General features: G+C 63.1%; 19 protein-coding genes, 1 pseudogene and 1 riboswitch. Of the genes and pseudogenes, 10 read left to right on the forward strand and 10 right to left on the reverse strand.

What is annotated here, in order from left to right:
• Positions 1–19 precede the first annotated feature (19 nt).
• Positions 20–1,171: a hypothetical protein gene (locus IPK59_09535; protein MBK8158980.1), complete on the reverse strand. Its 1,152-nt coding sequence runs from the start codon at positions 1,169–1,171 to the stop codon at positions 20–22.
• Positions 1,172–1,323: 152 nt separating this feature from the next.
• On the opposite strand from IPK59_09535, the gene hspQ reads away from it, so the two are divergent.
• From hspQ to nhaA, 3 genes and pseudogenes are all read left to right on the forward strand, one after another.
• Positions 1,324–1,653 carry a heat shock protein HspQ gene (gene hspQ, locus IPK59_09540; GenBank protein MBK8158981.1) on the forward strand — a complete coding sequence of 110 codons (330 nt, stop codon included), beginning with the start codon at positions 1,324–1,326 and terminating at the stop codon, positions 1,651–1,653.
• A gap of 382 nt (positions 1,654–2,035) precedes the next feature.
• Positions 2,036–3,334 (forward strand): sodium:proton antiporter NhaD, encoded by a 1,299-nt coding sequence (gene nhaD / locus IPK59_09545; protein MBK8158982.1) that lies wholly within the window; start codon positions 2,036–2,038, stop codon positions 3,332–3,334.
• 19 nt (positions 3,335–3,353) lie between these two features.
• Positions 3,354–4,521 (forward strand): annotated as a pseudogene (gene nhaA / locus IPK59_09550) (Na+/H+ antiporter NhaA).
• Here nhaA and IPK59_09555 read toward each other — a convergent pair.
• Together IPK59_09555 and IPK59_09560 are read right to left on the reverse strand one after the other, a co-directional pair.
• Positions 4,499–5,263 (reverse strand): trypsin-like serine protease, encoded by a 765-nt coding sequence (locus IPK59_09555; protein MBK8158983.1) that lies wholly within the window; start codon positions 5,261–5,263, stop codon positions 4,499–4,501. The pseudogene nhaA and the gene IPK59_09555 overlap by 23 nt on opposite strands.
• A 29-nt stretch (positions 5,264–5,292) precedes the next feature.
• Positions 5,293–5,646, reverse strand: coding sequence for a hypothetical protein (locus IPK59_09560; protein MBK8158984.1), 354 nt, complete (start codon positions 5,644–5,646; stop codon positions 5,293–5,295).
• Positions 5,647–5,916: 270 nt separating this feature from the next.
• Between IPK59_09560 and IPK59_09565 the strand changes: the two genes are divergently transcribed.
• Positions 5,917–10,728: an NAD-glutamate dehydrogenase gene (locus tag IPK59_09565; GenBank protein ID MBK8158985.1), complete on the forward strand. Its 4,812-nt coding sequence runs from the start codon at positions 5,917–5,919 to the stop codon at positions 10,726–10,728.
• A 137-nt stretch (positions 10,729–10,865) separates the two neighbouring features.
• Here the strand turns inward: IPK59_09565 and IPK59_09570 are convergent, their stop codons facing one another.
• Entirely contained in the window at positions 10,866–11,495 is a 630-nt protein-coding gene (locus IPK59_09570; protein ID MBK8158986.1) for a LysE family transporter, read from the reverse strand.
• Positions 11,496–11,649: 154 nt separating this feature from the next.
• A riboswitch (SAM riboswitch) is annotated at positions 11,650–11,727 on the forward strand.
• A gap of 63 nt (positions 11,728–11,790) precedes the next feature.
• Between IPK59_09570 and IPK59_09575 the strand changes: the two genes are divergently transcribed.
• From IPK59_09575 to IPK59_09600, 6 genes are all read left to right on the forward strand, one after another.
• Positions 11,791–12,708, forward strand: coding sequence for a homoserine O-succinyltransferase (locus IPK59_09575; GenBank protein MBK8158987.1), 918 nt, complete (start codon positions 11,791–11,793; stop codon positions 12,706–12,708).
• A 250-nt stretch (positions 12,709–12,958) separates the two neighbouring features.
• Positions 12,959–13,873 carry a chorismate mutase gene (gene pheA / locus IPK59_09580; GenBank protein ID MBK8158988.1) on the forward strand — a complete coding sequence of 305 codons (915 nt, stop codon included), beginning with the start codon at positions 12,959–12,961 and terminating at the stop codon, positions 13,871–13,873.
• A gap of 44 nt (positions 13,874–13,917) precedes the next feature.
• Positions 13,918–15,018, forward strand: a complete 1,101-nt coding sequence (locus tag IPK59_09585; protein ID MBK8158989.1) for a histidinol-phosphate transaminase — start codon at positions 13,918–13,920, stop codon at positions 15,016–15,018.
• Positions 15,015–15,899 (forward strand): prephenate/arogenate dehydrogenase family protein, encoded by an 885-nt coding sequence (locus IPK59_09590; GenBank protein MBK8158990.1) that lies wholly within the window; start codon positions 15,015–15,017, stop codon positions 15,897–15,899. Before IPK59_09585 ends, IPK59_09590 begins: the two co-directional genes overlap by 4 nt.
• Positions 15,900–15,901: 2 nt before the next feature.
• The gene (locus tag IPK59_09595) at positions 15,902–16,201 is read left to right on the forward strand and encodes a chorismate mutase (protein MBK8158991.1); all 300 of its coding nucleotides are present in this window, start codon (positions 15,902–15,904) and stop codon (positions 16,199–16,201) included.
• A gap of 201 nt (positions 16,202–16,402) precedes the next feature.
• Positions 16,403–17,824, forward strand: a complete 1,422-nt coding sequence (locus IPK59_09600; protein MBK8158992.1) for a homospermidine synthase — start codon at positions 16,403–16,405, stop codon at positions 17,822–17,824.
• A gap of 185 nt (positions 17,825–18,009) precedes the next feature.
• On the opposite strand, the gene IPK59_09605 is transcribed toward IPK59_09600, so the two are convergent.
• From IPK59_09605 to IPK59_09630, 6 genes are all read right to left on the reverse strand, one after another.
• Entirely contained in the window at positions 18,010–19,038 is a 1,029-nt protein-coding gene (locus IPK59_09605) for a DUF2125 domain-containing protein (protein ID MBK8158993.1), read from the reverse strand.
• A complete protein-coding gene (locus IPK59_09610) occupies positions 19,035–19,739 on the reverse strand; it encodes an ABC transporter permease subunit (GenBank protein ID MBK8158994.1) in 705 nt (234 codons plus the stop codon). The genes IPK59_09605 and IPK59_09610 overlap by 4 nt, the downstream gene beginning before the upstream one ends.
• Before the next feature lie 37 nt (positions 19,740–19,776).
• A complete protein-coding gene (locus IPK59_09615) occupies positions 19,777–20,505 on the reverse strand; it encodes an ABC transporter permease subunit (protein MBK8158995.1) in 729 nt (242 codons plus the stop codon).
• A 189-nt stretch (positions 20,506–20,694) separates the two neighbouring features.
• Entirely contained in the window at positions 20,695–21,495 is an 801-nt protein-coding gene (locus IPK59_09620; protein ID MBK8158996.1) for a transporter substrate-binding domain-containing protein, read from the reverse strand.
• 372 nt (positions 21,496–21,867) lie between these two features.
• Positions 21,868–23,049, reverse strand: a complete 1,182-nt coding sequence (locus tag IPK59_09625) for a pyridoxal phosphate-dependent aminotransferase (protein MBK8158997.1) — start codon at positions 23,047–23,049, stop codon at positions 21,868–21,870.
• Between the two features lie 13 nt (positions 23,050–23,062).
• Positions 23,063–23,974 (reverse strand): DMT family transporter, encoded by a 912-nt coding sequence (locus IPK59_09630; protein MBK8158998.1) that lies wholly within the window; start codon positions 23,972–23,974, stop codon positions 23,063–23,065.
• Between the last annotated feature and the right edge of the window lie 115 nt (positions 23,975–24,089).

Raw genomic sequence — 24,089 nt, forward strand, 5'->3', positions numbered from 1 at the left:
CGAAACGCTTTGCCAATTCCTACTCCTGCACTTCCTGATTCCAGCCGGCAACATTGATGCTGGGCGAAGTACCCTGCGTCTGAAAGTCCGCGTCCACCAGCATGGCCGGGCCGCCACTGGTCCATCGCCACGCGTTGAGCGAGGGATATGCGAGTTCGCGCCATCCCATATTTCGGGTACCGGAAGCGAAGATCACGTTCTCCCCGTCGATCCTGAGCGCGAGATACGGCCCCCGCAGTGACCAATCGCGAGTCGGCAGGTTGGAACCGAGTTCTATCTCCTCTTCGGTGGTCAAGACATCGGCCGGCTGCGCTTTTGGATCATTGCGTGCCGCCAGGCGTTGGAACGGGTCGCTTTTATCAGAGCCGTCCGGCAGCGCCAGATAGGGTTGGAGCAACGGTGTCAAATCGTCGCCATGGCGGATCGCCGGCTCAAGTGAACGCGCCAATGCCTCGACCCGTTTGATGAGTTGCGGACTGCTCGCCGTCGTTGCGACATACCAATCTGTCGCCGGCTGGTCGTTCGCGAAATCGACCGTCACGCTGCATTGTGACGGCGTTTCGACAATTGAGCCGCCGCTTGGCGGCAAGATATCCAGCGAGAACTGATAGGAAACGCCTCCCTGCGGCACGCTCCAAAGGACCGGATAGGCCTGACCATTGACGCTGAGAAAATCAAATGAGGTACCGAAGCCGCTGCATACCTCGCCTACGCCGAAATTGCCGGTATAGGCTGGCTTGAGGCCGCTGGCGGACGCGTCGAAAATGGCTGCCTGATAGCAAGAGGCTGATCCACCCGTCTGTATCAGTACCAGTCGGTTGCCGAATGATCTCGCATCGATCACCTGCCAGCTCGCGCCCAGGTCGAGATAGACGGTCTCTTCCATGAACTGGCGATTGGCCGGGCTGAACTTTAGCGGTGCGATCGCTGCTACAATGGCCTCCAATGTCTCGAAATCCTGAAGCGGCAGGAAGCGGATTGAGCTTGCACTCTCTTGACCGGTGAGAGCGTTGAGCGGGAAGTTTTCCTCACTCGTCGCCTGCGCCGGATGTGCCTCCGCGAACTCCCGCAAATAGTCTGCAGTGAGGTTGCAGGGTGCGAGCGGGTCGTCGGCCAGTGCCGTATGGCTTGGGCCAATGGCGGCGACCATCGGCAGGAGAATGCGAACCATGGTATGGGCAACGTGTCCTGGCGCTCGACAATTCATGGGGAGGTAACCTGTAGCGGATGAAACACTGCACACCAGTCATAGTTGTTGATGATCGATCACACAATCCTCGCCAATGACTTGACGCCGACAGTCTGAGTAGCAATCTTTCAGTCATGAGTTCTCGCACCGCCCGCTTCAACATCGGCGACATCGTCAAACATCGCGTCTACCCGTTTCGGGGCGTGGTGTTCGATGTCGACCCGGTCTTCGCCAATACCGATGAATGGCTGCAATCCATCCCGGCCGAGCTGAGGCCGCACCGGGAACAGCCCTTCTATCATCTGCTGGCCGAAAACGCCGAGACGACCTATGTCGCCTATGTTTCCGAGCAGAACCTGCTGCCCGATGACAGCGGGCAGCCCTGCCGTCATCCGCTCCTGCGCGACATGTTCGAGAAACCCGCCGCGGGGGCCTATCGGCTGAAGGCGGGCCGCCCGAACTAGGTCTTCCCCCGGAGAATCTTCCAGAGCATGAAAGGGCTCTCCCGGCTCCGTTCTTCTGCCTCTTGACTTTGGAACATTGATGGAACATAAAGAGGTCATAGACGATACACAGGGAGCAAGATCATGGCCATCCGCCTCAAGAACGCCGTCGAAGCCATCGCCTTTTCCGCCCTGATGATGCTGATTCTGGCCCTGCCCAGCCTCGCCTGAAGGGCGCCCGGTGCCGGGTGCGCCGGGCAGATTTCTCCGACAAAGCGCAACGTTATCAATAGATTGAAATCTCGAAACCACAAAAAGCTGGGCTTGGCCCGGTTAGCTCCGCTATGCTCCGCCGGCGCTTCGGTAACAGGACCGGAGGCGATGCTGCTCGGGAGCTTGGCGGTTGATTGATCTGACGACGCATTGGTCCGGCCTGCTGGCCCTGGCCATCTTCCTCATTGCCTACGCCCTCGTCGTTTTCGAAGAAGCGATCGAGATGCGGAAGTCGAAGCCCGTGCTGCTCGCAGCCGGGCTGATCTGGGCCCTGGTCGCCATCGGCTACGGCATGGCTGGCCAGGCCGAAGCCGCCAATGAACAGGCCAAGCACATCATCCTCGAATATGGCGAGCTGCTGCTCTTCCTGCTGGTCGCCATCACCTATGTGAACACGCTGGAGGAACGGCGCGTGTTCGACGTCCTGCGGGCAAAACTCGTCGGCCTCGGCCTCGGCTACCGCGCGCTCTTCTGGCTCACCGGCGGGCTCGCTTTTCCGATGTCTGCCGTGCTCGACAATCTCACCACGGCCCTGGTCATGGGGGCGGTGGTGCTGGCAGTGGGCACCGGATCGCGCATCTTCATCGCCATCGGCTGCATCAACATCGTGGTGGCCGCCAATGCCGGCGGCGCCTTTTCGCCCTTCGGCGACATCACCACGTTGATGGTCTGGCAGAACGGCAAGCTGTCCTTCTGGGAGTTCTTCGCGCTGTTCGTGCCGTCAGTCGTGAACTGGCTCATTCCGGCCACCGCCATGCATTTCGCCATTCCGAAAACCAAGCCCTCAAGCAAACAGGAGCATGTGCGCGCCAAGTCCGGCGCACGCGGTGTCATCATCCTGTTCGCAGCCACCATCGTGACGGCGGTCTCCTTCAAGAACTTCCTGCATCTGCCGCCGGCACTCGGCATGATGCTGGGCCTGGGCTATCTGCAGCTCTGGTCCTTCTACCTTACCCGCACGGGCAAAAAGCGCGACGATTCCGACATGCTGCTCGATTCCTTCAAGGAAATTCAGCGGATCGAGTTCGACACCCTGCTGTTCTTCTTCGGCATCATCTTTGCCGTGGGCGGGCTGGGCGCCATGGGCTATCTGGCCGTCTCCTCGGAATTTCTCTATGCGGGCTTCGGGCCGACCACGGCCAACATCGTCATCGGCGCCCTCTCGGCCATCGTCGACAATATTCCGCTGATGTTTGCTGTCCTCAAGATGGACCCGCAGATGACCGACGGCCAATGGCTGCTGATCACCCTCACCTGCGGTGTCGGCGGATCGATCCTGTCGATCGGCTCGGCGGCCGGTGTCGCCCTCATGGGTCAGGCCAAGGGCATCTACACCTTCTCCAGCCATCTGAGATGGAGCTGGGCCATCGCCGCCGGCTACGGCGCCAGCATCCTCGCCCACCGCATCATCAACGCCTCTCTCTTCTAGACCAGGATACCCCAACCCGATGAATGCCCTGCGCCAGTTCCTGCAGCTTGAATCGACCGGCGGCATGATCCTGCTGGTGGCCGCCATATTCGCCATGCTGTGCGACAACACGTTCCTGGCGCCCTACTATCGCGGCGTCCTGGAAATGCCGCTCGGCGTGACGCTGGGGCCCTTGGGCCTGGTGAAGCCGCTGCTGCTGTGGATCAATGACGGGCTGATGGCGGTGTTCTTCTTCCTGGTGGGGCTGGAGATCAAGCGCGAGGTCGTGGGCGGCGAACTCTCGACCCCGTCCCAGGCGGCGCTCCCCGGCATCGCCGCCCTGGGCGGCATGGCCGTCCCGGCGCTGGTCTTTTTCCTCATCAACCGCGAGGCGCCCGAATATCTCGGCGGCTGGGCCATTGCGGCCGCGACCGACATCGCCTTTGCGCTCGCGGTCCTCACCCTGCTGGGTTCCCGCGTGCCACCCAGCCTGAAGATCTTCCTGCTGGCGCTGGCCATCATCGACGATCTGGGCGCCATCATCATCATCGCCATCTTCTATACCGCCGATCTGTCGCTGCTCTCCCTGGGCCTCGCCTGTGCCGGCGGCGTTGGCCTGCTGATCCTCAACCGCAGCGGCGTCCGCAACATCACGCCCTATGTCCTCATCGGCATCTTCATCTGGGTCTGTGTGCTGAAATCGGGGTGCATGCCACCCTGGCCGGGGTCGCCGTGGCGCTGTTCATTCCCTATCGCGGTGCGGGCGATCCGGAACACTCGCCCCTGCGCCGGGCCGAGCATGGGCTTCATCCTGGGTCAGTTTCGGCGTGATGCCGATTTTCGCCTTTGCCAATGCCGGGGTGAACCTATCGGAGCTGTCGCTGCAATCGCTGACCCACAGCCTGACGCTGGGCGTTGCGCTCGGCCTCTTCCTCGGCAAGCAGGTCGGCGTGCTGCTGGCGGTCTGGGCAGGAGTCTCCCTCGGCCTGTGCCGCAGGCCCAGCGGTGCCAGCTGGTCGGAACTCTATGGCGTGGCGCTCCTCACCGGCATCGGCTTCACCATGTCGCTGTTCATCGGCGGCCTCGCCTTTCCGGACCCCGCTTTGGCAGGCGAAGTCCGGCTCGGCGTGCTCACGGGCTCATTCGCCTCGGCCATCGCCGGCTATCTGATGCTGCGCTTTGTCGCTAGGGCAGAACGGACGGCCTGAACGTCCAGACCGGCACGGCGGTTCCGAATTCCTGCCCGTTCGCCTTGAGGCCGCCGCTCTGGACGCCGACCACCTCGACCTCGCCATTCTTCTTGATGCGCAGCAGCGGGCCGCCGGAGGCGCCGAAGGTCGCATCGCAATCGTGCAGCACGAGATCGGATTCGGCGATGATTTTCTCGGCCCTGCAACCGGCATGCCGCATCACGATTTCGGGCCAATCGCTGCTGTAGCCGGCATTGCTCATCTCGCCGGCGGCACCAATCTTCTGCAGGCCGGGCCAATCGATCTGCGCCAGCGGGATCGGCTTGACGTCGAGGCTCTTTTCCAGTTCCACCACGACCCAGTCATGCGCCATGCCGCGCGGTGTCAGGCGCTGCGTCGGATCGTAGGCCGGGTCGAAAATGAAACGCTTGCCGCGTGAATGGCCGGCATAGCTGCCGCGGTCATAACCTGGGACGAAATGTGTTTCCAGCGGAATACCCCAGCGGGCGTCGGTGGCATTGTAGAGGCAATGCGCGGCCGTGAGGACCTTGTCCGGGGCGATCAGCGTTCCCGTGCAATGACCGCGGCCTTCAAGATTGATGCGGCCGATGGCGATCCAGGGCCAGGTCCTGGAATCGACCCGCGTGCGGTCGTCCTTGCCCTCGATGCCGATCTTCGGGAGCGGTGGCAGTTTCTTGGTGTCAGCCGCGGCGACCGAGACCGCCAGCAGCAGAGGCAAGGCGAACAGAATGATCCGCACGGTGACAGCCAGTTCGATCGCGCGATCCTTCAGGGTGCCAGGACCGCGTTATGGAACAGCAAGGCGATGAAGGCCGCCAAGGTGAAGGCCGCCAGGCCCAGCCCGAAGACGACAATCTGGCTCAGCCGGTCGGTCGGCCGCAATTGCTGTTCCAGCTTGCGGCGCGCGGTCGAGCGCTTCTCCTTGCCGATCAGGAACACCAGATAGGCGCGTTCGCCGAAAAGCAGCGGGATCGAGGCGCGCAGGTCGATCGGTTGGCGCCGTTGAATGGTACCCTGTGCCACGCGACTGATCGCCTGCGACTGCGCCGGTGTCAGGCTGTCACGCACATCTTGCGGCAGTTTGCGCAGAAACGCTTCGCCGCGGACTTCGTCCATCAGCATGTCATGCTCCTTTCGGTGCGCATATCGGCCCCAAGCAACCCCGCACCCCCATTTCTCCGAGAATGACGCCGTATAGTTTAAATTTTCTTTACCAAAACATGTTCCATTAGGCCAATGAGCGATAAAAACCTGCAATTTGCGCTGTCTAGGCGCCGCTTCGACGGCCCTTTCCGGGCAAGTGCCAGATTGGCGCTTTCAGCTGGCTTGGGCTAGAATCATCAAAAATAACAATAAGTAACCTCCATTAACTGTCATCGGGGATCGAGTATCATGCGAGCGGAAAAGCTGAAGACCCAGCTTATCGATGAAGTCGTGCGCTTTGTTGGCGAGAGAATCGAGCGCAAGCGAGCGCCGCAGGTCGACGCCTTCATCCGGGCGTTCTACGCCAATGTGCCGCAAGCCGACATTGCCGGGGAAAGCCCGGAGGATCTGTTCAGCGCCGCCGTCTCGCTGGCCAATTTCGCGCAAGTTCGCCTGCCGACCCAGGCCAAGGTCCGCGTCTTCAACCCGCATATCGACGAACATGGCTGGCGCTCGCCGCACACGGTGGTCGAGATCGTCAATGACGACATGCCGTTCCTGGTGGATTCGCTGACCGCCGAGATGAACCGGCAGGAGCTTGGCGTCCATCTCGTCATTCACCCGATCGTGCGCACGACGCGCGATGCCAAGGGCCAGTTGACCGCGATCGGCGCTGCTGACGGCAAGCCGGAATCGATCATGCAGCTGCGCGTCAACCAGGTGGCGACCCAGGAACAGCTGGATGCCATCAAGGACCGCATCGACATCGTGCTGCGCGACGTGCGCCTCGCGGTCGAGGATTGGCAGAAGATGCGGGCGCGCCTCGCCGCCGACATCGAAGAGACCTCGAAGCGCAAGCTGCCGCTGCCGGCCGAAGAAGTTGCCGAAGTGGTCAATTTCCTGCGCTGGATCAACGACGATCACTTCACCTTCCTCGGCTACCGCGAATACACTTTTGCCGGCGCCAAGGACAGCGTCACCTATCACATCAACAAGGATGCCGGACTGGGTGTGCTGCGCGATGCCGATGTGCGCGTCTTCGAGGGCATGCGCAACCTCGACGCCCTGCCGCCGGATGTCCGCAGCTTCCTCACCCAGCCGAAGCTGGTCCTGGTCACCAAGGCCAATCTGCGCTCGACCGTGCACCGGAACGTCCATCTCGACACGTTCGGCCTCAAGATCTTCAACGACAAGGGCGAGGTCGTCGGCGAGCATCTGTTTGCCGGCCTGTTCACGTCGGTCGCCTATAACCGCTCGCCCTGGGAAATCCCGCTGCTGCGCGAGAAGGTCGAGACCGTCGCCAAGCGCGCCGGCTTCAGCCCGCAGAGCCATGACGGCAAGGCGCTGGCGCATATCCTCGAAACCTATCCGCGCGACGAGCTGTTCCAGATCAATGCCGATGAATTGCTGGAGACGGCGCTCGGCATTCTCAACCTGCAGGACCGCCAGCGCGTTGCCCTCTTCATCCGCCGCGATCCTTACGAACGCTTCCTCTCCTGCTTCGTCTATCTGCCGCGCGACTGGCTGAGCACGGAACTGCGCCACCGCATCCAGGGCATCCTGTGCAAGGCGTTCAACGGCCGCCTGTCGAATTTCTATGTTCATCTGACGGAAAGCCCGCTGGCACGCGTCCATATCATCATCGCGACCATGCCCGGCGAAATTCCCAGCTACGACGTCAAGGAGCTGGAACTGCTGGTGGCCGATGCCTGCCGTTCCTGGAGCGACCATCTGAAGGAGGCGCTGATCGAAGCCAAGGGCGAGGCCGAGGGCCTCAGCCTCCTGCGCCGCTATGGCGACGCCTTCCCGATCGGCTTCGAGGACTATTTCAACGCCCATGCGGCGGTAAGCGACATCGACCGCATCGAAGAGGCGCTGGCCGAAAACAAGACCGCGATCAACCTCTACCGGCCGATCGAAGCCGCCGGCAATGAACTCCATCTCAAGCTCTACAAATCCGGCGAGAAGATCGCACTTTCGACCGTGCTCCCCTCGCTGGAGAATTTCGGCCTGAAGGTGATCAGCGAGAATCCGTTCGACGTCCGGCCGGTCGGCCAGGAGCAGCCGGTCTGGATCCATGCCTTCATCATGGTGACGGCCGATGGCGGCGAGGTCGACATCACCGCGATCCGCGACAAGTTCCACGAAGCCTATGCCAAGATCTGGGGCGGGCAGATGGAGGATGACGGGTTCAACCGCCTGGTCATCACGGCCGGCCTCGGCTGGCGCGATATCATGCTGGTGCGCGCCTATTGCAAGTACCTGCGCCAGGCCGCGATCGCTTTCAGCCAGGACTACATGGAAGCGACCCTCAACGCCAACCCGACCATCACCCGCAACATCGTGCGCCTGTTCCATACCCGGACCGACCCGGCCTTCACGGGCGATCGCGACGCGAAGGCTGCCATGATCATCGAGAAGATCAACGGCAAGCTCGACCGCGTCGTCAATCTGGACGAGGACCGCATCCTGCGGCGCTATCTCAACGCCGTGCTGTGCACCCTGCGCACCAATTTCTACCAGCCGGCGGCCGATGGCGGCCCCAAGGAATACATCTCGTTCAAGCTGGATTCCGCGAAGATCGAGGAACTGCCGTTGCCGCGGCCCCTGGTCGAGGTGTTCGTCTATTCGCCGCGCGCCGAGGCCATCCATTTGCGCGGTGGCAAGGTGGCCCGCGGCGGCATCCGTTGGTCGGACCGGCGCGAGGATTTCCGCACCGAGGTGCTGGGCCTGATGAAGGCGCAGATGGTGAAGAACGCCGTCATCGTGCCGGTGGGCTCCAAGGGCGGCTTCGTGGTCAAGCGGCCCGTGCAGGGCGACCGCGACGCCGTGATGGCCGAAGTGGTGCATTGCTACAAGACCTTGATGCGCGGCCTCCTCGACATCACCGACAATCTGGTGGGCGGCAAGGTGAAGGCGCCCGCCCAGGTCGTGCGCCATGACGGCGACGATCCCTACCTGGTGGTGGCGGCCGACAAGGGCACCGCCACCTTCTCCGACATCGCCAATTCGGTCTCGCGCGACTATGGCTTCTGGCTGGACGATGCATGTGCGTCAGGTGGTTCGGCCGGTTATGACCACAAGAAGATGGGCATCACCGCGCGCGGTGCCTGGGAATGCGTGAAGCGGCATTTCCGCGAGCTCGACCACGATATCCAGAGCGTCGACTTCACCTGTGTGGGTGTCGGCGACATGTCTGGCGACGTGTTCGGCAACGGCATGCTGCTCTCCCCGCACACCAAGCTGGTCGCGGCCTTCAACCACATGCACATCTTCCTCGATCCCAATCCGGACTTGAAAGCGAGCTTTGCCGAGCGGCAGCGCCTCTTCAACCTGCCGCGCTCGGGGTGGAACGACTACAATCCCGAGCTGATCTCGGCGGGCGGCGGCGTGTTCGAGCGCAAGGCGAAATCGATCAAACTCAGCGCGGAAGTGAAACAGCGCTTCGGCCTTGAGAAGGACCAGGTGACGCCGAACGAACTCATCCACATCCTGCTGAAGGCGGAAGTCGACCTGCTCTGGTTCGGCGGCATCGGCACCTATGTCAAGGCTTCGGACGAGACCCATGCCGATGTCGGCGACCGCGCCAATGATGCGACCCGCGTCAATGCCGCGGAACTGCGCTGCCGGGTTATCGGCGAAGGCGCCAATCTGGGCTGCACCCAGCGTGGCCGCGTCGAGGCGGCCCTGGCGGGCCGACGCCTCAACACCGACGCGGTCGACAATTCGGCCGGCGTCGACACCTCGGATCACGAGGTTAATATCAAGATTCTGATCAACGAGGCGGTTGCCGGCGGCGATCTCACCATGAAGCAGCGCGACAAGCTGCTGGCTGAGATGACCGATGAGGTGGGCACGCTGGTGCTGCGCGACAATTACCTGCAGAGCCAGGCATTGTCGGTCGCGGAAGCGCAGAGCTATACCCTCCTCGACCAGCAGGGCCGCTTCATGCGGGCCCTGGAGCGCAATGGCCAGCTCGACCGCGCGATCGAATTCCTGCCCGATGACGAGATCATGCGCCATCGCCTGACGCAGCGCATCGGCCTCAGCCGCTCGGAAAGCGCCGTCCTGCTCGCCTATTCCAAGAACGCGCTCTATGACGAATTGCTGCCGTCGGATCTGCCCGACGATCCGCAATTGGCCGACGATCTCGTCTCCTATTTTCCGAAGCAGCTGCGCGAGGGCTACAAGCCGCTCATTCAGAAGCACCGGTTGCGGCGCGAGATCATCGTCAGCGTCGTCACCAACTCCCTGGTCAACCGCATGGGGGCGACCTTCCTGCATGTGACCAAGGAAAAGACCGGGCAGAGCGCCTCGGCCATCGCCAGGGCCTATGCCATCACCCGCGGCGCCTTCAAGCTCCGCGACCTGTGGACCGGCATCCAGGCCCTCGACAACAAGGTCTCGGCCAGCGTCCAGACCTCGATGCTGATCGAGATCAACCGGCTGGCGGAAGCCGCGACACTCTGGTTCCTGCGCAATGGCGAGCATCCGCTCGACATCGCCGGCAATATCGCCGCGACGGAACCCGGCATCATCGCCATCGAAGCTGTCCTCGCGAAGATCCTGTCGCCGGCCGACCAGGCCGCCAACACCAAGCGCGCCGGCGCCCTCATGTCGGCGGGCGTGCCGGAGGCGTTGGCGCGCCGCATCTCGCAACTGGCCAGCATCGGCACGACCCTCGATGTCGTGCGCATCGCGGCGCAGACCAAGATCAAGGTCGAGGACGTGGCCGCCACTTACTTTGCCATCGGCGACCAGTTCAACATCGACTGGCTGCGGGCCGGGGCCAAGGGGCTGATCGGCGACAGCCATTGGCAGCGCCTTGCTGTGTTTGCGATCGTCGATGATCTCAACACGCATCAGCGCGACCTCACCACTGCGGTGCTGGCCAACGATCTGGCCCTGACCGGACCGGACGCCATCGCCGGCTGGCGGGCGGGCCGTTCCGCCGCCTTGCCGCGCGCCGAATCCCTGTTCAACGATCTGCGCCAGGTCGGCAAGCTCGAACTCGCCATGCTGGCCGTCGCCAACCGCGCGCTGCGGAGCTTGCTGGACTGAGAATCGGCCTCTACCAACCGCCCCTCACCCCAACCCCTCTCCCCATTTCATGGGGCGAGGGGCAAGACGCTGAACTCGCTAGAAACTCCCTCGCCCCGCTTGCGGGGAGAGGGTTGGGGTGAGGGGCTCTCTTAGGTTCAGATCTTGCCCGTACTGAAGATGAGCCGCAGACCCAGACCCGCCATCACGGCACCGGCGAGGCGGTCGATCCAGCTCTTCATCCGCAGATAGGCGGCGCGCGGCTTGTGCGTTGAAAAGGCCAGCGCGACCGCGCTGTACCAGCCGCCTTCGATCAGGAACAGCAGGAACGGCAGGGTCACGATTGCCAGCGTCGACGGATGAGCGGGCAGCAGGGCCGCAAAGACGCTGGAATAGAAGATCACCGTCTTGGGATTGCTGAGCTGTGTGGCCAGCGCCAGGAGGAAGGTGCGGAATACACCGCTGCGCGATGGATTTGCCGCTTCTGCCTGCAAGGGCTGCTTCGCCCCGCGCCACAGCAAAAAGCCCAGATAGACGAGATAGGCACCGCCCCCGATCTTGAAGGCCATATAGAGCCAGTCGACCTGCATGAACAGTGCCTGGAGGCCAATGACGGCGAGGGTCGCGAGGATCATGCCGCCCACCCCCATGCCCAGCGCTGAGGCGAGGCCATGCGCGCGGGATTGCGAGAGCGAGATGCGCGCCACCAGCAGGAAACTGGGGCCGGGACTGATGGCCCCGATCAGCATCGCCAGCATGATGGCGAGAATGGCATAGGTCTCAGTCATCGAGGCTCCCCTTGGTTATCGGCACGCGCAATCCCCGGCACATTCGCCCGTATTCTGCGGCAAAATGCCCCACGAAATGCCTGAACCGCCGCCCTGGGCGGCCCGCAACGCATGCTGAATCGTATTGTAGCTTGGGTGCCGGTTCGGTTAAATAGAGCCATTCCGTGGTGATTTGGCCGGCCGGCTTGCAGCCACGTAAAACAACTCGCTAAAGGGCCGCCCGGGATTTTCAAGACTGGAATCTCAAGGCAGCGGACCCCAGAGCGAGCCATTCGCTGAAATTGGGTGACCGCAGATGCCGATCAAGATTGCCGACAAGCTCCCCGCCTTCCAGGCCCTCCAGAACGAGGGCGTGCGCGTGATGACTGAAACCGCGGCGATCCGCCAGGATATCCGCCCGTTGCAGATCGGCCTCTTGAATCTGATGCCGAACAAGATCAAGACCGAGCTGCAGATCGCGCGCCTGCTCGGCGCCACCCCCTTGCAGATCGATCTTTCCCTGGTCCGCATCGGCAACCACGCCTCCAAGAACACGGCGGAGGACCATCTGCGGACATTCTACCAGACCTGGGAGGATGCGCGGCATCGCAAATTCGACGGATTCATCATCACCGGCACGCCGGTCGAGACGATCCCCTATGAAGACGTGACCTATTGGCCGGAGATGCAGCAGATCTTCGACTGGACCACAACCAACGCCCATTCGACGATCAATGTCTGCTGGGGTGCCATGGCGGCCCTTTACCATTTCCATGGCGTGCCGAAGCATCAACTCCCGGAAAAGGCATTCGGCGTCTACCGCCAGAAGATCATGACCCCGTCATCGCCCTACCTCATCGGCTTCTCGGATGACTTCGTGATCCCGATCTCGCGCTGGGCCGAAATCAGGACGGCCGATGTGGCGGCCTGCCCGGATGTCGAGGTGCTGGCCTATTCCGACGAGAAGGGCGTCTGCATCGCCCAGAGTCGCGGCACGCGCCGTCTTCATGTGCTCGATCACATGGAATATGACGCGACGTCGCTGGGCGACGAGTATGCGCGCGATGTCGCGGCCCAAGTGCCCATCAAGCTGCCGCACGACTATTTCCCGGCCGACGATGCCACCCAAGCGCCGCTCAACCGCTGGCGCCCGCACGCCCATCTCTTCTTCTCGAACTGGATCAACGAGATCTATCAGACGACGCCCTTCGAGATCGAGAAGATCGGCCAGTAGGGTCCGCGGGGGCGGCGGCACGCCCCCGGTCGGTCGGCCGCGGGACATGCCCCTGGTCGGCAAATCGAGCCCTGTCCGGACCTCCAGGCTCGGGGCCTGGAAACCGGGCACAGGTCGCCCTGTCGAGGACTTCTCCCAAGGTTTTCTTTGCTTTTCGGGCGCTTGGCGGCTATCACTTGGCCGCGGCCGGGCCCCGTCAGGATGACCGTTGGCAAGGCCGTTTTCAGCTCTTGGAAGTGGTTTAGGGGACATGCAGGGGTCGGATGGCATCGGGGATGAGCTAGTCCAGCTGCGGCACAAGATCGACGCGATCGACGACCAGCTGCACGATCTGCTCATGCAACGCACGGAACTCGCCGTCGCGGTGGGGGCGGCAAAGGCCGCGCGCCAGCCGGTCAGCGGCGATTCACCGGCCGAAGGATCGAAATTCATCCGCCCGGCCCGCGAAGCCAAGATCCTGCGCCGCCTCATCGCGCGGCATAAGGGCAAGCTGCCCAAGGCCGTGATCGTGCGCATGTGGCGCGAAATGATCTCGGCCCTCCTCCAGGTCGAAGGCCCCTTCGCCGTCGCGGTCTATGCCCCGCAGGCGCATCCGGGCTTCTGGGACCTCGCCCGCGACCATTACGGCAGCCGGGTCAAGATCCTCACCTTCAGCCGTGTCGACCGGGCCCTCTCCGCCGTGATGGATGGCTCGGCCACGGTCGCCGTCCTGCCCTTCCCGCGCGAGGATGACAAGGATCCCTGGTGGCGACGCCTGATGGGCTCGGCCCAGCTCCCGCATGTCATCGGCCGCCTGCCCTTCGGCGATCCCGGCAACCAGCGCAACCCCGACCTCCAGGCCCTGGTGGTCGGCCGGACACCCACCGAACCCACCGACCGCGACCACTCGCTCATTGTGCTGGAGGCGCCGGAACCGGTCAGCCGCTCGACCCTGCGCCAGGCCCTGGCCGGCGTCGGTCTCGAAACCAGCTTCATCCATGGCGGGCGCGACCAGTTAGGCCCGGACCTCAACCTCATCGAGGTCGCAGGCTATGTGGCCGAGGACGATCCGCGCCTCACCCTGGTCGCCAGCGGCCTTGGCAAGAATGCGAAGCTGCACACGATCGGCTCCTATGCCGAACCCCTGACCAAGGCCGAGCTCACCGACGAGCCAAACGGCCACTGAACCTCTGGCCACTGAAACGGGCGCCGGTCGCCTGGGAGCAAAAAATGTCACTTACCGTTCGTCCCGGAATCCTCGACATCGCCGCCTATGTGCCGGGCGAGCATGATCTGCCGGGCTCGGGTCCGATCTACAAGATGTCGTCCAATGAAAGCGCGCTAGGTGCCAGCCGCCTTGCCATGGACGCCTATGCCAAGGGTGCCGCCGAGCTCCATCGTTATCCCGATGGCGGCAGCCATGCCTTGCGCAGCGCGCTGGCGCAGGACGTGGGCGGCAAGGCGGAGGAGATCATCTGCGGCACCGGTTCCGACGATATCCTGGTGCTGATCACGCGCGCCTATGCCGGCCCCGGCGACGAGGTGCTCTATTCGCGCCACGGCTTCCTCATCTATCCCATTGCCGCGCAGTCGGTGGGGGCGACGCCGGTGACGGCGCCGGAAAAGGACCTCACCACCGATGTCGATGCGCTGCTGGCCGCGGTGACGCCGAAGACCAAGATCTGCTTCGTCGCCAACCCGAACAACCCCACCGGCAGCTATATCCCGGCCGCCGAGATGAAGCGCCTGCGCGACGGCCTGCCGGACAATGTGCTCCTCGTCATCGACGCGGCCTATGCCGAATATGTCGACAAGCCGGATTACACGGACGGCGCCGAACTGGTGAAGGCGCATGACAATGTCATCATGTCGCGCACCTTCTCCAAGATCTATGGCCTGGCGGCGCTGCGCCTCGGCTGGGCCTATGGGCATAAGAGCATCATGGAGGTGCTCAACCGTATTCGTGGTGTGTTCAACGTGGCGGCCCCCGCCCAGATCGCCGGCATCGCGGGCTTGGCCGATGCCGATCACGTCAAGCGCTCCAAGGCGCATAACGATTACTGGCTGCCCTGGTTCGTCTCGGAAGTGAAGCGCATCGGGCTCCATCCCTATCCCAGCGTCGGCAACTTCCTGCTGGTGCGCTTTCCGACCGACCCGAAGCTCAATGCCGATGCGGCCGAGAAATTCCTCAAAAGCCGCCGCATCCTGGTGCGCAAGATGGGCGCCTATGGCCTGCCCGATTGCCTGCGCATCACCATTGCCGAGGAAGCAGCCGTGAAGGCCTGCGCCACGGCGCTCAATGATTTTGTCCAGGGTGCGGCCACACAATGACCAGTGCTCCCCTCTTTGATCGGGTCGCCATCATCGGCATCGGCCTCATCGGCTCGTCGCTGGCGCGCGCCATCGCGGCCGAGAAGCTGGCCGCCGAGATCGCCATCTTCGACGCCAGCGCCGAGGCCCGCGCCACGGCGGCCGAACTGAAACTCGGCCGGATCGCGGAGACGCTGGCCGGCGCCGTCGCGAATGCCGACCTCGTCATCGTGGCGACCCCCATCGGCGCCTACGCCGATCTCGGGCCGGCCCTGGCCCCGCATCTCAAAGCTGGCACCATCCTCACTGATGTGGGCTCGGTCAAGCAGGCGGTCATCCGCGATCTTGGTCCCCACGTACCGGAGGGCGTCCATTTCATCCCCGGCCACCCGCTTGCCGGCACCGAGCATTCCGGCCCCCGTGCGGGCTTTGCCGAACTCTTCAAGGGCCGCTGGGCGATCGTCACACCTGTTCCCGGCACCGATCCGACGGCGACCGAAAGACTGAAGGCGCTCTGGTCCGGCATGGGCTCGATGGTCGAGGTGATGGAACCCGGCCATCACGACCAGGTGCTGGCCATCACCTCGCATCTGCCGCACCTCATCGCCTACACGATCGTCGACACGGCAACGCAGTTAGAGACCTCGACCCAGTCGGAAGTCATCAAGTTCTCCGCCACGGGCTTCCGCGACTTCACGCGCATCGCCGCGTCGGACCCCACCATGTGGCGCGACATCTTTCTCAACAACCGCGAAGCGGTGCTGGAAATTCTCGGCCGCTTCACCGAGGATCTCACCGCCATGCAGCGCGCGATCCGCTGGGGCGACGGCGACAAGCTGTTCGAGGTCTTCAGCCGCACCCGTGCCGTCCGCCGCGCCATCATCGACGCCAAGCAGGCGTGAGCATGCGCCGCAAGACCTGCCGGGACATGGTTGAGGTGCGCGAGGCGATCGACGCCCTCGACCGCGAGATCGTGACGCTGCTGGCTGACCGGCTGCATTTCATCGGCGAGGCGGCGCGCATCAAGGCCAGCCGTGACGCCGTGCGCGACGAACCCCGCATCGAGGATGTGATTGCCAAGGTGCGCGCGAGCGCCGCCCAGGCCGGCATGGCTCCGGCCTTCATCGAACCCATCTACCGCGACCTCGTCGAGCGCTCGATCGCCCATGAACTGGGCGAGTTCGACCGGCTGCATAAATCGTAGAATTAACGCTGGATTCCGGTCGAAATTCCGTCGATTCCGGCCGCCTGACAAAATTCACTTGCGAGTCCAGGGGATTTCCCTTAAGCGCCGAGGTTCGGGGCTTTTCGGTCGACAATCCCGCGTTTGCGGCGCTCGTCAGAGCAAAGCTGGCTGCGCAGATCCTGCAGCATACTGACCGCTTTTCTGGACATGAGGTAGATGATGGCAAAGTTTCCCTATAAGGGCCGTATTGTAATGATTGGTTATGGCTCGGTCGGCCGGTGCACGATGCCGCTGATCGAGCGTCATTTTGACATGCCTTTGAGCCGCGTCACGGTGATCGATGGTCATGATCATAGCGAAGACGCCGCGCGCTTCATTGAGAAGGGTGTCACCTACATCGTCGAGCCTCTGCATGAAGGCAACTACACCAAGGTCCTCGCGAAGCATCTCTCGAAGGGCGATCTCCTGATCAATCTGTCGGTCGAGGTCGATTCATTGGCGCTCATCACCTGGTGCCAGAAGCAGGGCGTGCTCTATGAAGACACCTGCATCGAGCCCTGGGCGAACTACTACGACAACACGGCCATTCCGGAAGAACAGCGGACCAATTATTTCCTGCGTCACCGCGCCCTGGAAGCCGCCAAGAAATTTCCCAAGAACGGCCCCTCGGCCCTGCTCACCCATGGCGCCAATCCGGGCCTCGTCACGCATTTCATCAAGCGGGCCCTGCTCGACATCGCGCGCATGCGCGGGCTGAAGACATCGAAGCCCAAATCGCGCGAGGAATGGGCCAAGCTCATGCGCGATTGCGGCGTGAAGACGATTCATGTCGCCGAGCATGACCAGCAGGTCACCGACGTCCCCAAGATGCCGGGCGAGTTCGTCAACACCTGGTCGATCCCCGGCTTCGTCGGCGAAGGCTGCCAGCCGGCCGAGCTCGGCTGGGGTACCCATGAGAAGAAGCTGCCGGAGAATGCCGTCGAGCATAAGGTCGGCAGCAAGGCCGCGATCTACCTGCAGCAGCCGGGTTGCACCACCGAGGTGCGTTCCTGGACGCCCCATGGCGGGCCGATGATCGCCTATCTCATCACCCATGGTGAATCGATCACCACGGCCGACTACTTCACCGTGATGGAAAAGGGCAAGGCCGCCTATCGCCCGACCGTGCATTATGCCTATCACCCCTGCGACGATGCCGTCCTCTCGGTGCGTGAGTTCCAGGAAAAGAACTTCACCATGCAGAACGATGTCCGCCTGCTGGGCGAAGAGATCGTCACCGGCATCGACGAGTTGGGCGTGCTGCTGATGGGCGATTTCGGCGCCTATTGGTACGGCTCGCAGCTCTCGGTCGAGGAAGCGCGCCGCGTCATGGGGCCGGAATACAACGCCACCTCGCCGCAGATCGCCTCGCCGGTTCTGGCCGGCGCCATCTGGCTCATCGAGCATCCCAATGAGGGTGTCGTGGAGCCGGAGCAGATCGATCATGATTACATCATCGACATCTGCCGGCCCTATCTCGGCCCCGTGGTCGGCTGCTTCACCGACTGGACGCCGCTCAAGGATCGCAACGTGCTGTTCAAGGAAAAGAACCTCGACCAGAGCGATCCCTGGCAGTTCGAGAACTTCCGCGTCCGGCGCTGATCGCTCTGGTTCTGCAAAGCGAGAAGCCCCCTCACCCCGACCCTCTCCCCGCAAGCGGGGCGAGGGGGTTTCGACCGAGCTCGACTCTAAGCCCCTCGCCCCGTTCTTACGGGGAGAGGGGTTGGGGTGAGGGGACTTTCAGTCGTTCGAATGAAAAGCCCCGCTCAAACGAGCGGGGCTTTTTTCTACCAGCCCAGCACCGGCAGGGAAGCGAGCTTGACCGGGCCCAGCCACAGATAGCCCTGCTGCAGGCTGAGGCTGACGCTCACCACTTGATGCCCCGCCTCATCGGGCTTGGCGAGGCCCTTTGCCATCATGCCGGCGGTCTTGGCGGATTGGGCGTCGATCATCCCGTCGCGCTCCAGGAGGACGATAGTCTCGCCAAGACCTTGCGCGTGGATGGTGAGCGCGCCCAAGGGCTGCAGCGCCTCGTCCAGGGTCAGCGTGCCGGCGCCGGCCAGGGTCAACGGCGCTTGGGCGAAAGTGAAGCTCTTCAATTCCACGATCCCGCCGGCGCGCGCCCAGCCGGAGAGGGCCTCGTGCGGGCTGGTCGCGAACGGTACCGGACCCATGACGGCACCAGTGGCGGCGGCGCTTTCGATCGGCCCCGAGGTCAAGGCACGCTGGCCCGCCGGCAGGCGCAAGGCCGAGAGGGCCAGGTCAAAGCCGACCAAAGGCTGGTGATAATCGGCCGGCATCTCGGCCGGCAGATCGATCTTCGCGTTGAGCGTCTCAGCCTCATAGCCGCCGTGCACGGTCTCCAGCCCGACGCCCGCCGCGGCGAGCGACAGGGAGCGCATCTGGCCGGTGGCATGGAGGGCAAGATCGGCGGTTCCCTGGCCAAGGCGCGCCTGTTGCTGGCGGCCGCTGCCGTCGTCGAGGGTGGCCGTGACCGTCTGGTCGCTGGTGATCTCGATCGCCTGCAGGTTCCAGGGGCGCATCACCGCATGCAGCCGCTCGCCCACGACCGAGACATCGCCCGCGGGCAGGTGCCAAATCAGGGAGACGGCGCGGAACTCGGTGCGGAAAGCCAGGGGAAAGCCCGAGATCGGATCGGATTCAAAGGCGATCTCATGCCCCAGCGTCCGCTGCTGCGCGGCCCAATCGGCGATGCCGGCATCAAGTTGGCCAGCCACATAGTGCCAGTAGGCGCCATAGCCGGCGCCACCGATCAGCAGAGCCGCCAGCGAGAGGGCAAGCGGCGTTCGCTTCACGCCTGGATGACCGCCTTGGTGGAGCTGGGCATGGCCAGGCGGTCCTTGTTGAGCCGGCGCTCGAGCCAGTTCAGGACGCGTGTCAGGCCATAGACGATGGTGAAATACACGATGGCCGCACCGATGAGCGTATCAAAGACACGGTAGGTCTCGACGCGGATCGTGGTCGCCATGCCCATGACTTCATAGACGGTGACCAGCGAGGCAAGCGACGTGGCTTTCAGCAGCAGGATCGTTTCTGTACTCATGGCCGGCAGACAGATGCGAATGGCCCGCGGCAGCGTGATACGCCAGAAGACCTGGAACCGGTTCATGCCGAAGGCGCGCGCCGCCTCGATTTCGCCGAAGGGCACGGCCCGGATCGCACCGCGCAGGATCTCGCCGGTATAGCCCGCCGTGTTGATGCTGAAGGCGAAGATGGCATACCAGATGCCATCACGCAGGAAGGTGAACTCCCGCATCATCCAGCCTGGAATATACTGGCCGAGGCCGTAATAGATGAAATAGAGCTGGATGAGCAGCGGCGTGCCCCGCATCGTAAAAATAAAGAGCCGCGCCGGCATCCACAGAATCGGGTTGGGCGACAAGCGGGCCAATGCGACTGGTACGGCGAGCAGATTGCCGATGACACTGGATGTGATGGTCAAGAATAGCGTCAGCGGGACGACCCAGATAAGCTGGGGCATCACCACGGTGATCATGTAGATGACATCGAACTTCATGGTTCTCTCCCCCGCCCTATACGCGCCGGACGCCGCGATTGGCGCGCTTTTCCAAGTAGCTGAAGAAGAAGAGAGAGCCGGCCGACAACGCCATGAACACGAGCCCCGTCACGCCGAAATAGAACATGAAGTGCTTTGTTGAGGTCGCCGCGCCCTTTCCCACCGAAAGAACCTCACCGACTGCCGCGACGACGCTCACCAGGGCGCTGTCCTTGGTGATGTTGAGCCATTGATTGCCCAATCCCGGAATGGCAAAGCGGATCATCTGCGGAAAAATGATGCGCACGAAGCGCATGGGTGCGTGCATGCCATAGGCCTTCGCCGCCTCGATCTGTCCCTTCGGCACCGCCTGGATACCGCCACGCAGGACGTCCGTCAGATAGGCGCCGTAGATGAGGCCCAGCGCCGAGATGACGGCTGCGAAAGGGTTGATCTCGAGCCCCTCGTCGGCGAGATGCAGCGCAACCAGAAGCTTGGTGAGCGCCGAGGTGCCCGTGTAATAGATCAGGATGATGAGCAGGAGTTCGGGAATCGACCGCACGATGGTCGTGTAAACCTCGCCGGCGCGGTTCAGTGCCTTGACGTTACAGAGCTTGGCCCAGGCGCCCATCATGCCGATCACCAGGGCGATCGCATAGCCGCAGACCGAGATCGACAAGGTGATGCACGCGCCATACACGAACTCGTCGCCATAGCCAGCATCGCCCCAGGCGAGGCTCATCCATAAGGATTGCGGTTCAGCCAATGCCAGTCCCCTCGAAAAGCCCCTAGAACTACCCCTGCCGGCCGGGTTTACCCGGCTCATTCATGGGTGGATCGTACCCTCCACCACCGGGAGCGGCAACACTGCAATGGCGGCTGCCGATCGGGGTGGGTAAAGAAAAAACCGCCCGGCTCTGCAGCCGGGCGGTTTTGTCACGCAGACTTCCGCAGATCAGAAGGTCGGCACAACCAGCATGCCGGTGAGTTCCGGATACTTCTTGGTGATCTCGTCATACTTGCCGCTGGTGACGACGGCCTTGATGCCGGCGTTGAGCTTGTCGAGGGTTTCCGTATCGCCCTTGCGGACGGCGGCACCGACACCCTCACCCATGATCGGATCGGCCGGGACGACGGCCTTTTCCTCGTAAGCCTGGCCGGCTTCCGAAGCCAGGAACGGGGCCATGGTCGAGCGGCCTTCCTGCACGTAATCGAGGCGGCCGGCACCGAGATCGGCCAATGCGGTATCGAGACCGTCATAGGTCTTGATTTCCGCGGCGGAGCCGAAGCGGGCCTGCAGGAACTTCGAGTGAATGGTGGCGTTCTGCGCGCCCATCACTTTGCCCTTCATCGATTCCGGATTGTCGAAATCGATCTTGGTCGCATCCGCCTTCGGACCGATGATGATGGTGGTCGAGTCATAGTAGAAATGCGTGAAATCGACCTGCTGCTTGCGATCTTCGTTGATCGTCATCGAGGCGAAGATGAAATCGATCTTGCCTTCCTGCAGCGCCGGGATGATGCCGTCCCAGGCGGTGGGCGTCAGTTCGCACTTCATGCCCTGGGATTCGCACACGGCCATGGCGAGGTCGACTTCCCAGCCGGTCCACTTGCCGCTGGTGTCCTTGGTGGCGAAGGGCGGGTAGTCGGTCTGGTCCATGCCGACCTTGTAAACCTTGTCCTGCGCCTGGGCGCTGACGGCCATGACCGCCAAGACTGCACCGGCGACGAGGCTCCCAAACAAGCTCTTTTTCATGATAGTTCCCTGGTCAAAGTTGATGACTCCGATTACCGGCATCCCTGCCTTCCCCGCGGGTCGTTCTTGCGTCGACCGTTATACGGGGGTGGATCGGCTACGGCCAAAGACTAGCATAAGGAATTCTGGCTTGGGTAGCCGCGATACAGGCGTCAAATAGACAATTCCGCGTGAGAGAGGCCTGTGATTGGCCGGCGTTAACCCTCGAATCGCCGGAAGACACCCCTCACCCCGACCCTCTCCCCGCCCTGCCGACGAATGTCGGCATTTGCCGACGGGGCGGGGCGAGGGAGTTTCTAGCGAGTCTCGGCAATTAGCCCCTCGCCCCACCGGGTAGAGGGGTTGCGGTGAGGGGAACTCTCTGAAGCGCGTTTAGGCCTTCCTCAGGAAGGCCTCGAAACGGTCCATCGCCACGGACAGGCGGTCATTGGACTGGGCATAGCAGAGACGCAGATAGCCTTCGCCGCCGGCACCGAAGGCGGTTCCGGGGGCAAGGCCCACCTTGCCCTCGACCACCAGGCGCTTGCAGAAATCGAGGGCGGCGCCCGGCTCCTTGCCGAGTTCCTCGACCTGCAGCATGAGATAGAAGGAGGCGTCGGCCGGGATGACGCGGACCCGGTTCATGCCGGAGAGCCGTTCCAGCACTAGGTCGCGGCCCTGTCGACAGCGGTCGACCATCCATTTGACCCAATCCTCGCCCTCCGCGATCGCCTTGACACAGGCCGCCTGCAGGAAGGGCTGGCCGCCCGAGGTGTTGAACTCGATCAGCCGCTCGATCTGTGTCAGCGCCGATCGCGGCATCACCATCCAGCCCATCCGCCAGCCGGTCATGGCCCAGGTCTTGGAGAAGCTGTTGACGACGAAGACCGGATCGTCCGGCGTGGCCAGTTCGAGGAAGGAGGGCGCCACCGGCTTGTTGTAGATGAGGCGGTTGTAGACCTCGTCGGCGATGAGCGCGATGCGGCGCTTGCGGCAGAAATCGAGGAGTGCCCGGCGCTGTTCCTCGGGCATCACCCAGCCGGTGGGATTACCGGGCGTCGCCACATAGACGGCGCGGGTGCGCCCGTCGCAGGCCGCGAACAGCTTGTCGAGATCGAGATGCCAACCGTCGCCCTCGCCTGTCATGGCGACCTGGCGCGGCTCGCCGCCCATGATCTCGACCGCGCGGAAGATGTTGGGCCAGACCGGGGTCACACAGACCATATTGTCGCCGGCACCGATCAGCGACTGCACGATCAGCATCATCGCGTTCATGCCGCTGGAGGTGACGGCGATGCGGTCCTCGGTCAGCTCAACATTGTAGAGGCGGCGGTGATAGTCGATGAGCGCCTGGCGCAGTTCGGGGATGCCGCGCTTGTAGGTATAGAAGGTCTTGCCTTCCCTGAGCGCCTCGGCCGCCGCGTCGCAGATGAATTTGGTGGTCGGCAGATCGCCCTCGCCCACCCACAGGCCCACCACGTCGGGGACGGTGAAGCCCATTTTCCAGACATCGACGATCTGCGAATCCTGGAGATTTTCAATGGCGGGGCGGATCTCAAATGAACGGACGCTCATGGTCGGGGAACTCTCAGGATGGTCGCGGGGAGGAGAAGCCGGCAGGCACCGCGTCGCGCGGACGCATCAGCACCAGAAGGTTGCCGGACAGTACCAAAGCAAAGCCCAGCCCGGCTAGGGGTGACCAGGCATAGCCTTCGAGCAGCGTGGAGAGCGTCAGCGCCACCACCGGGAAGACGACGCTGGTATAGGCCGCCCGCGCCGCCCCGATCCGCTGCACCAAAGTGAGGTAGCAGCCGAAGCCGATGACGGTCGCAAAAAGGGCAAGGCCGATAAGCGACACGGTATAGGCCGGCCGCGGATCATAGGTGAAGCTGGCGCCGGCCAGGAGGGCGAAGGCAATGCAGAAGAGCGCGCCGAAGCTCATGCCGATGGTGTTGGATTCGACCACCGGCACGGCCAGCGTCTTCAGCCGGACCGAGACCATGTTGCCCAGCGAGGCGAGATAGGTTGCCAGCAAGGAGAGGCAGAGACCCCAGGCCGGATCGGTCCCAAGGCCGCTTTGCTCGAACTCCGGATAGAACACCAGGCACAGGCCAACGAGGCCGATCATGGCCGCCAGGAGCGCGCGCCGGTCGATGCGCTGGCGGAAGAACAAGGCGAGGTTGAGGATGTTCATGACCGACATGGTCGAGAAGCAGACCGCCAGCAGCCCGCTCACCAGATGCATGCCGGCGAAATAAAAGAGGATGTAGTTGGCGCAGAACAGGCAGAAACCCTGCACCGCCATGATGCCGACCGCGCGCGCGGGAAAGCGCAGGGAGCGGCGCGTCAGGATGCAGAAGGCGATGAGGATGACGGCCGACAACAGGAAGCGATAGGCCAGCGACACCTGCGGCGCCACCACGCCGAGCTGCTGTTCGATTCCGTACCAGGAGGAACCCCAGATGGCGACCACGAGCAGATAAAGCGCCCAGACGGGCATGATGCGTCCCTTCCCCGGAAAGGAAGGAAGCTAGGCCCCGGCACAGCGCCGCACAATTGCCCTTGGCCGCATGACGGTCATGCGGCCTGCAATGTCTCGATACAAAGGCGGCAGG

Source organism: Rhodospirillaceae bacterium (assembly GCA_016712715.1).
Taxonomy (GTDB): Bacteria; Pseudomonadota; Alphaproteobacteria; order Dongiales; family Dongiaceae; genus Dongia.

Bases quoted from the DNA above. Each gene is read 5' to 3' on its own strand.
- IPK59_09570 (MBK8158986.1), bottom strand. From the start codon at position 11,495: ATGACTGAGACCTATGCCATTCTCGCCATCATGCTGGCGATGCTGATC.
- IPK59_09600 (MBK8158992.1), top strand. From the start codon at position 16,403: ATGGCAAAGTTTCCCTATAAGGGCCGTATTGTAATGATTGGTTATGGC.
- IPK59_09595 (MBK8158991.1), top strand. From the start codon at position 15,902: ATGCGCCGCAAGACCTGCCGGGACATGGTTGAGGTGCGCGAGGCGATC.
- IPK59_09565 (MBK8158985.1), top strand. From the start codon at position 5,917: ATGCGAGCGGAAAAGCTGAAGACCCAGCTTATCGATGAAGTCGTGCGC.
- IPK59_09625 (MBK8158997.1), bottom strand. From the start codon at position 23,049: ATGAGCGTCCGTTCATTTGAGATCCGCCCCGCCATTGAAAATCTCCAG.
- hspQ (MBK8158981.1), top strand. From the start codon at position 1,324: ATGAGTTCTCGCACCGCCCGCTTCAACATCGGCGACATCGTCAAACAT.
- IPK59_09610 (MBK8158994.1), bottom strand. From the start codon at position 19,739: ATGATCACCGTGGTGATGCCCCAGCTTATCTGGGTCGTCCCGCTGACG.
- IPK59_09590 (MBK8158990.1), top strand. From the start codon at position 15,015: ATGACCAGTGCTCCCCTCTTTGATCGGGTCGCCATCATCGGCATCGGC.
- IPK59_09535 (MBK8158980.1), bottom strand. From the start codon at position 1,171: ATGGTTCGCATTCTCCTGCCGATGGTCGCCGCCATTGGCCCAAGCCAT.
- IPK59_09620 (MBK8158996.1), bottom strand. From the start codon at position 21,495: ATGAAAAAGAGCTTGTTTGGGAGCCTCGTCGCCGGTGCAGTCTTGGCG.
- IPK59_09585 (MBK8158989.1), top strand. From the start codon at position 13,918: ATGTCACTTACCGTTCGTCCCGGAATCCTCGACATCGCCGCCTATGTG.
- IPK59_09560 (MBK8158984.1), bottom strand. From the start codon at position 5,646: ATGCTGATGGACGAAGTCCGCGGCGAAGCGTTTCTGCGCAAACTGCCG.
- IPK59_09575 (MBK8158987.1), top strand. From the start codon at position 11,791: ATGCCGATCAAGATTGCCGACAAGCTCCCCGCCTTCCAGGCCCTCCAG.
- pheA (MBK8158988.1), top strand. From the start codon at position 12,959: ATGCAGGGGTCGGATGGCATCGGGGATGAGCTAGTCCAGCTGCGGCAC.
- IPK59_09630 (MBK8158998.1), bottom strand. From the start codon at position 23,974: ATGCCCGTCTGGGCGCTTTATCTGCTCGTGGTCGCCATCTGGGGTTCC.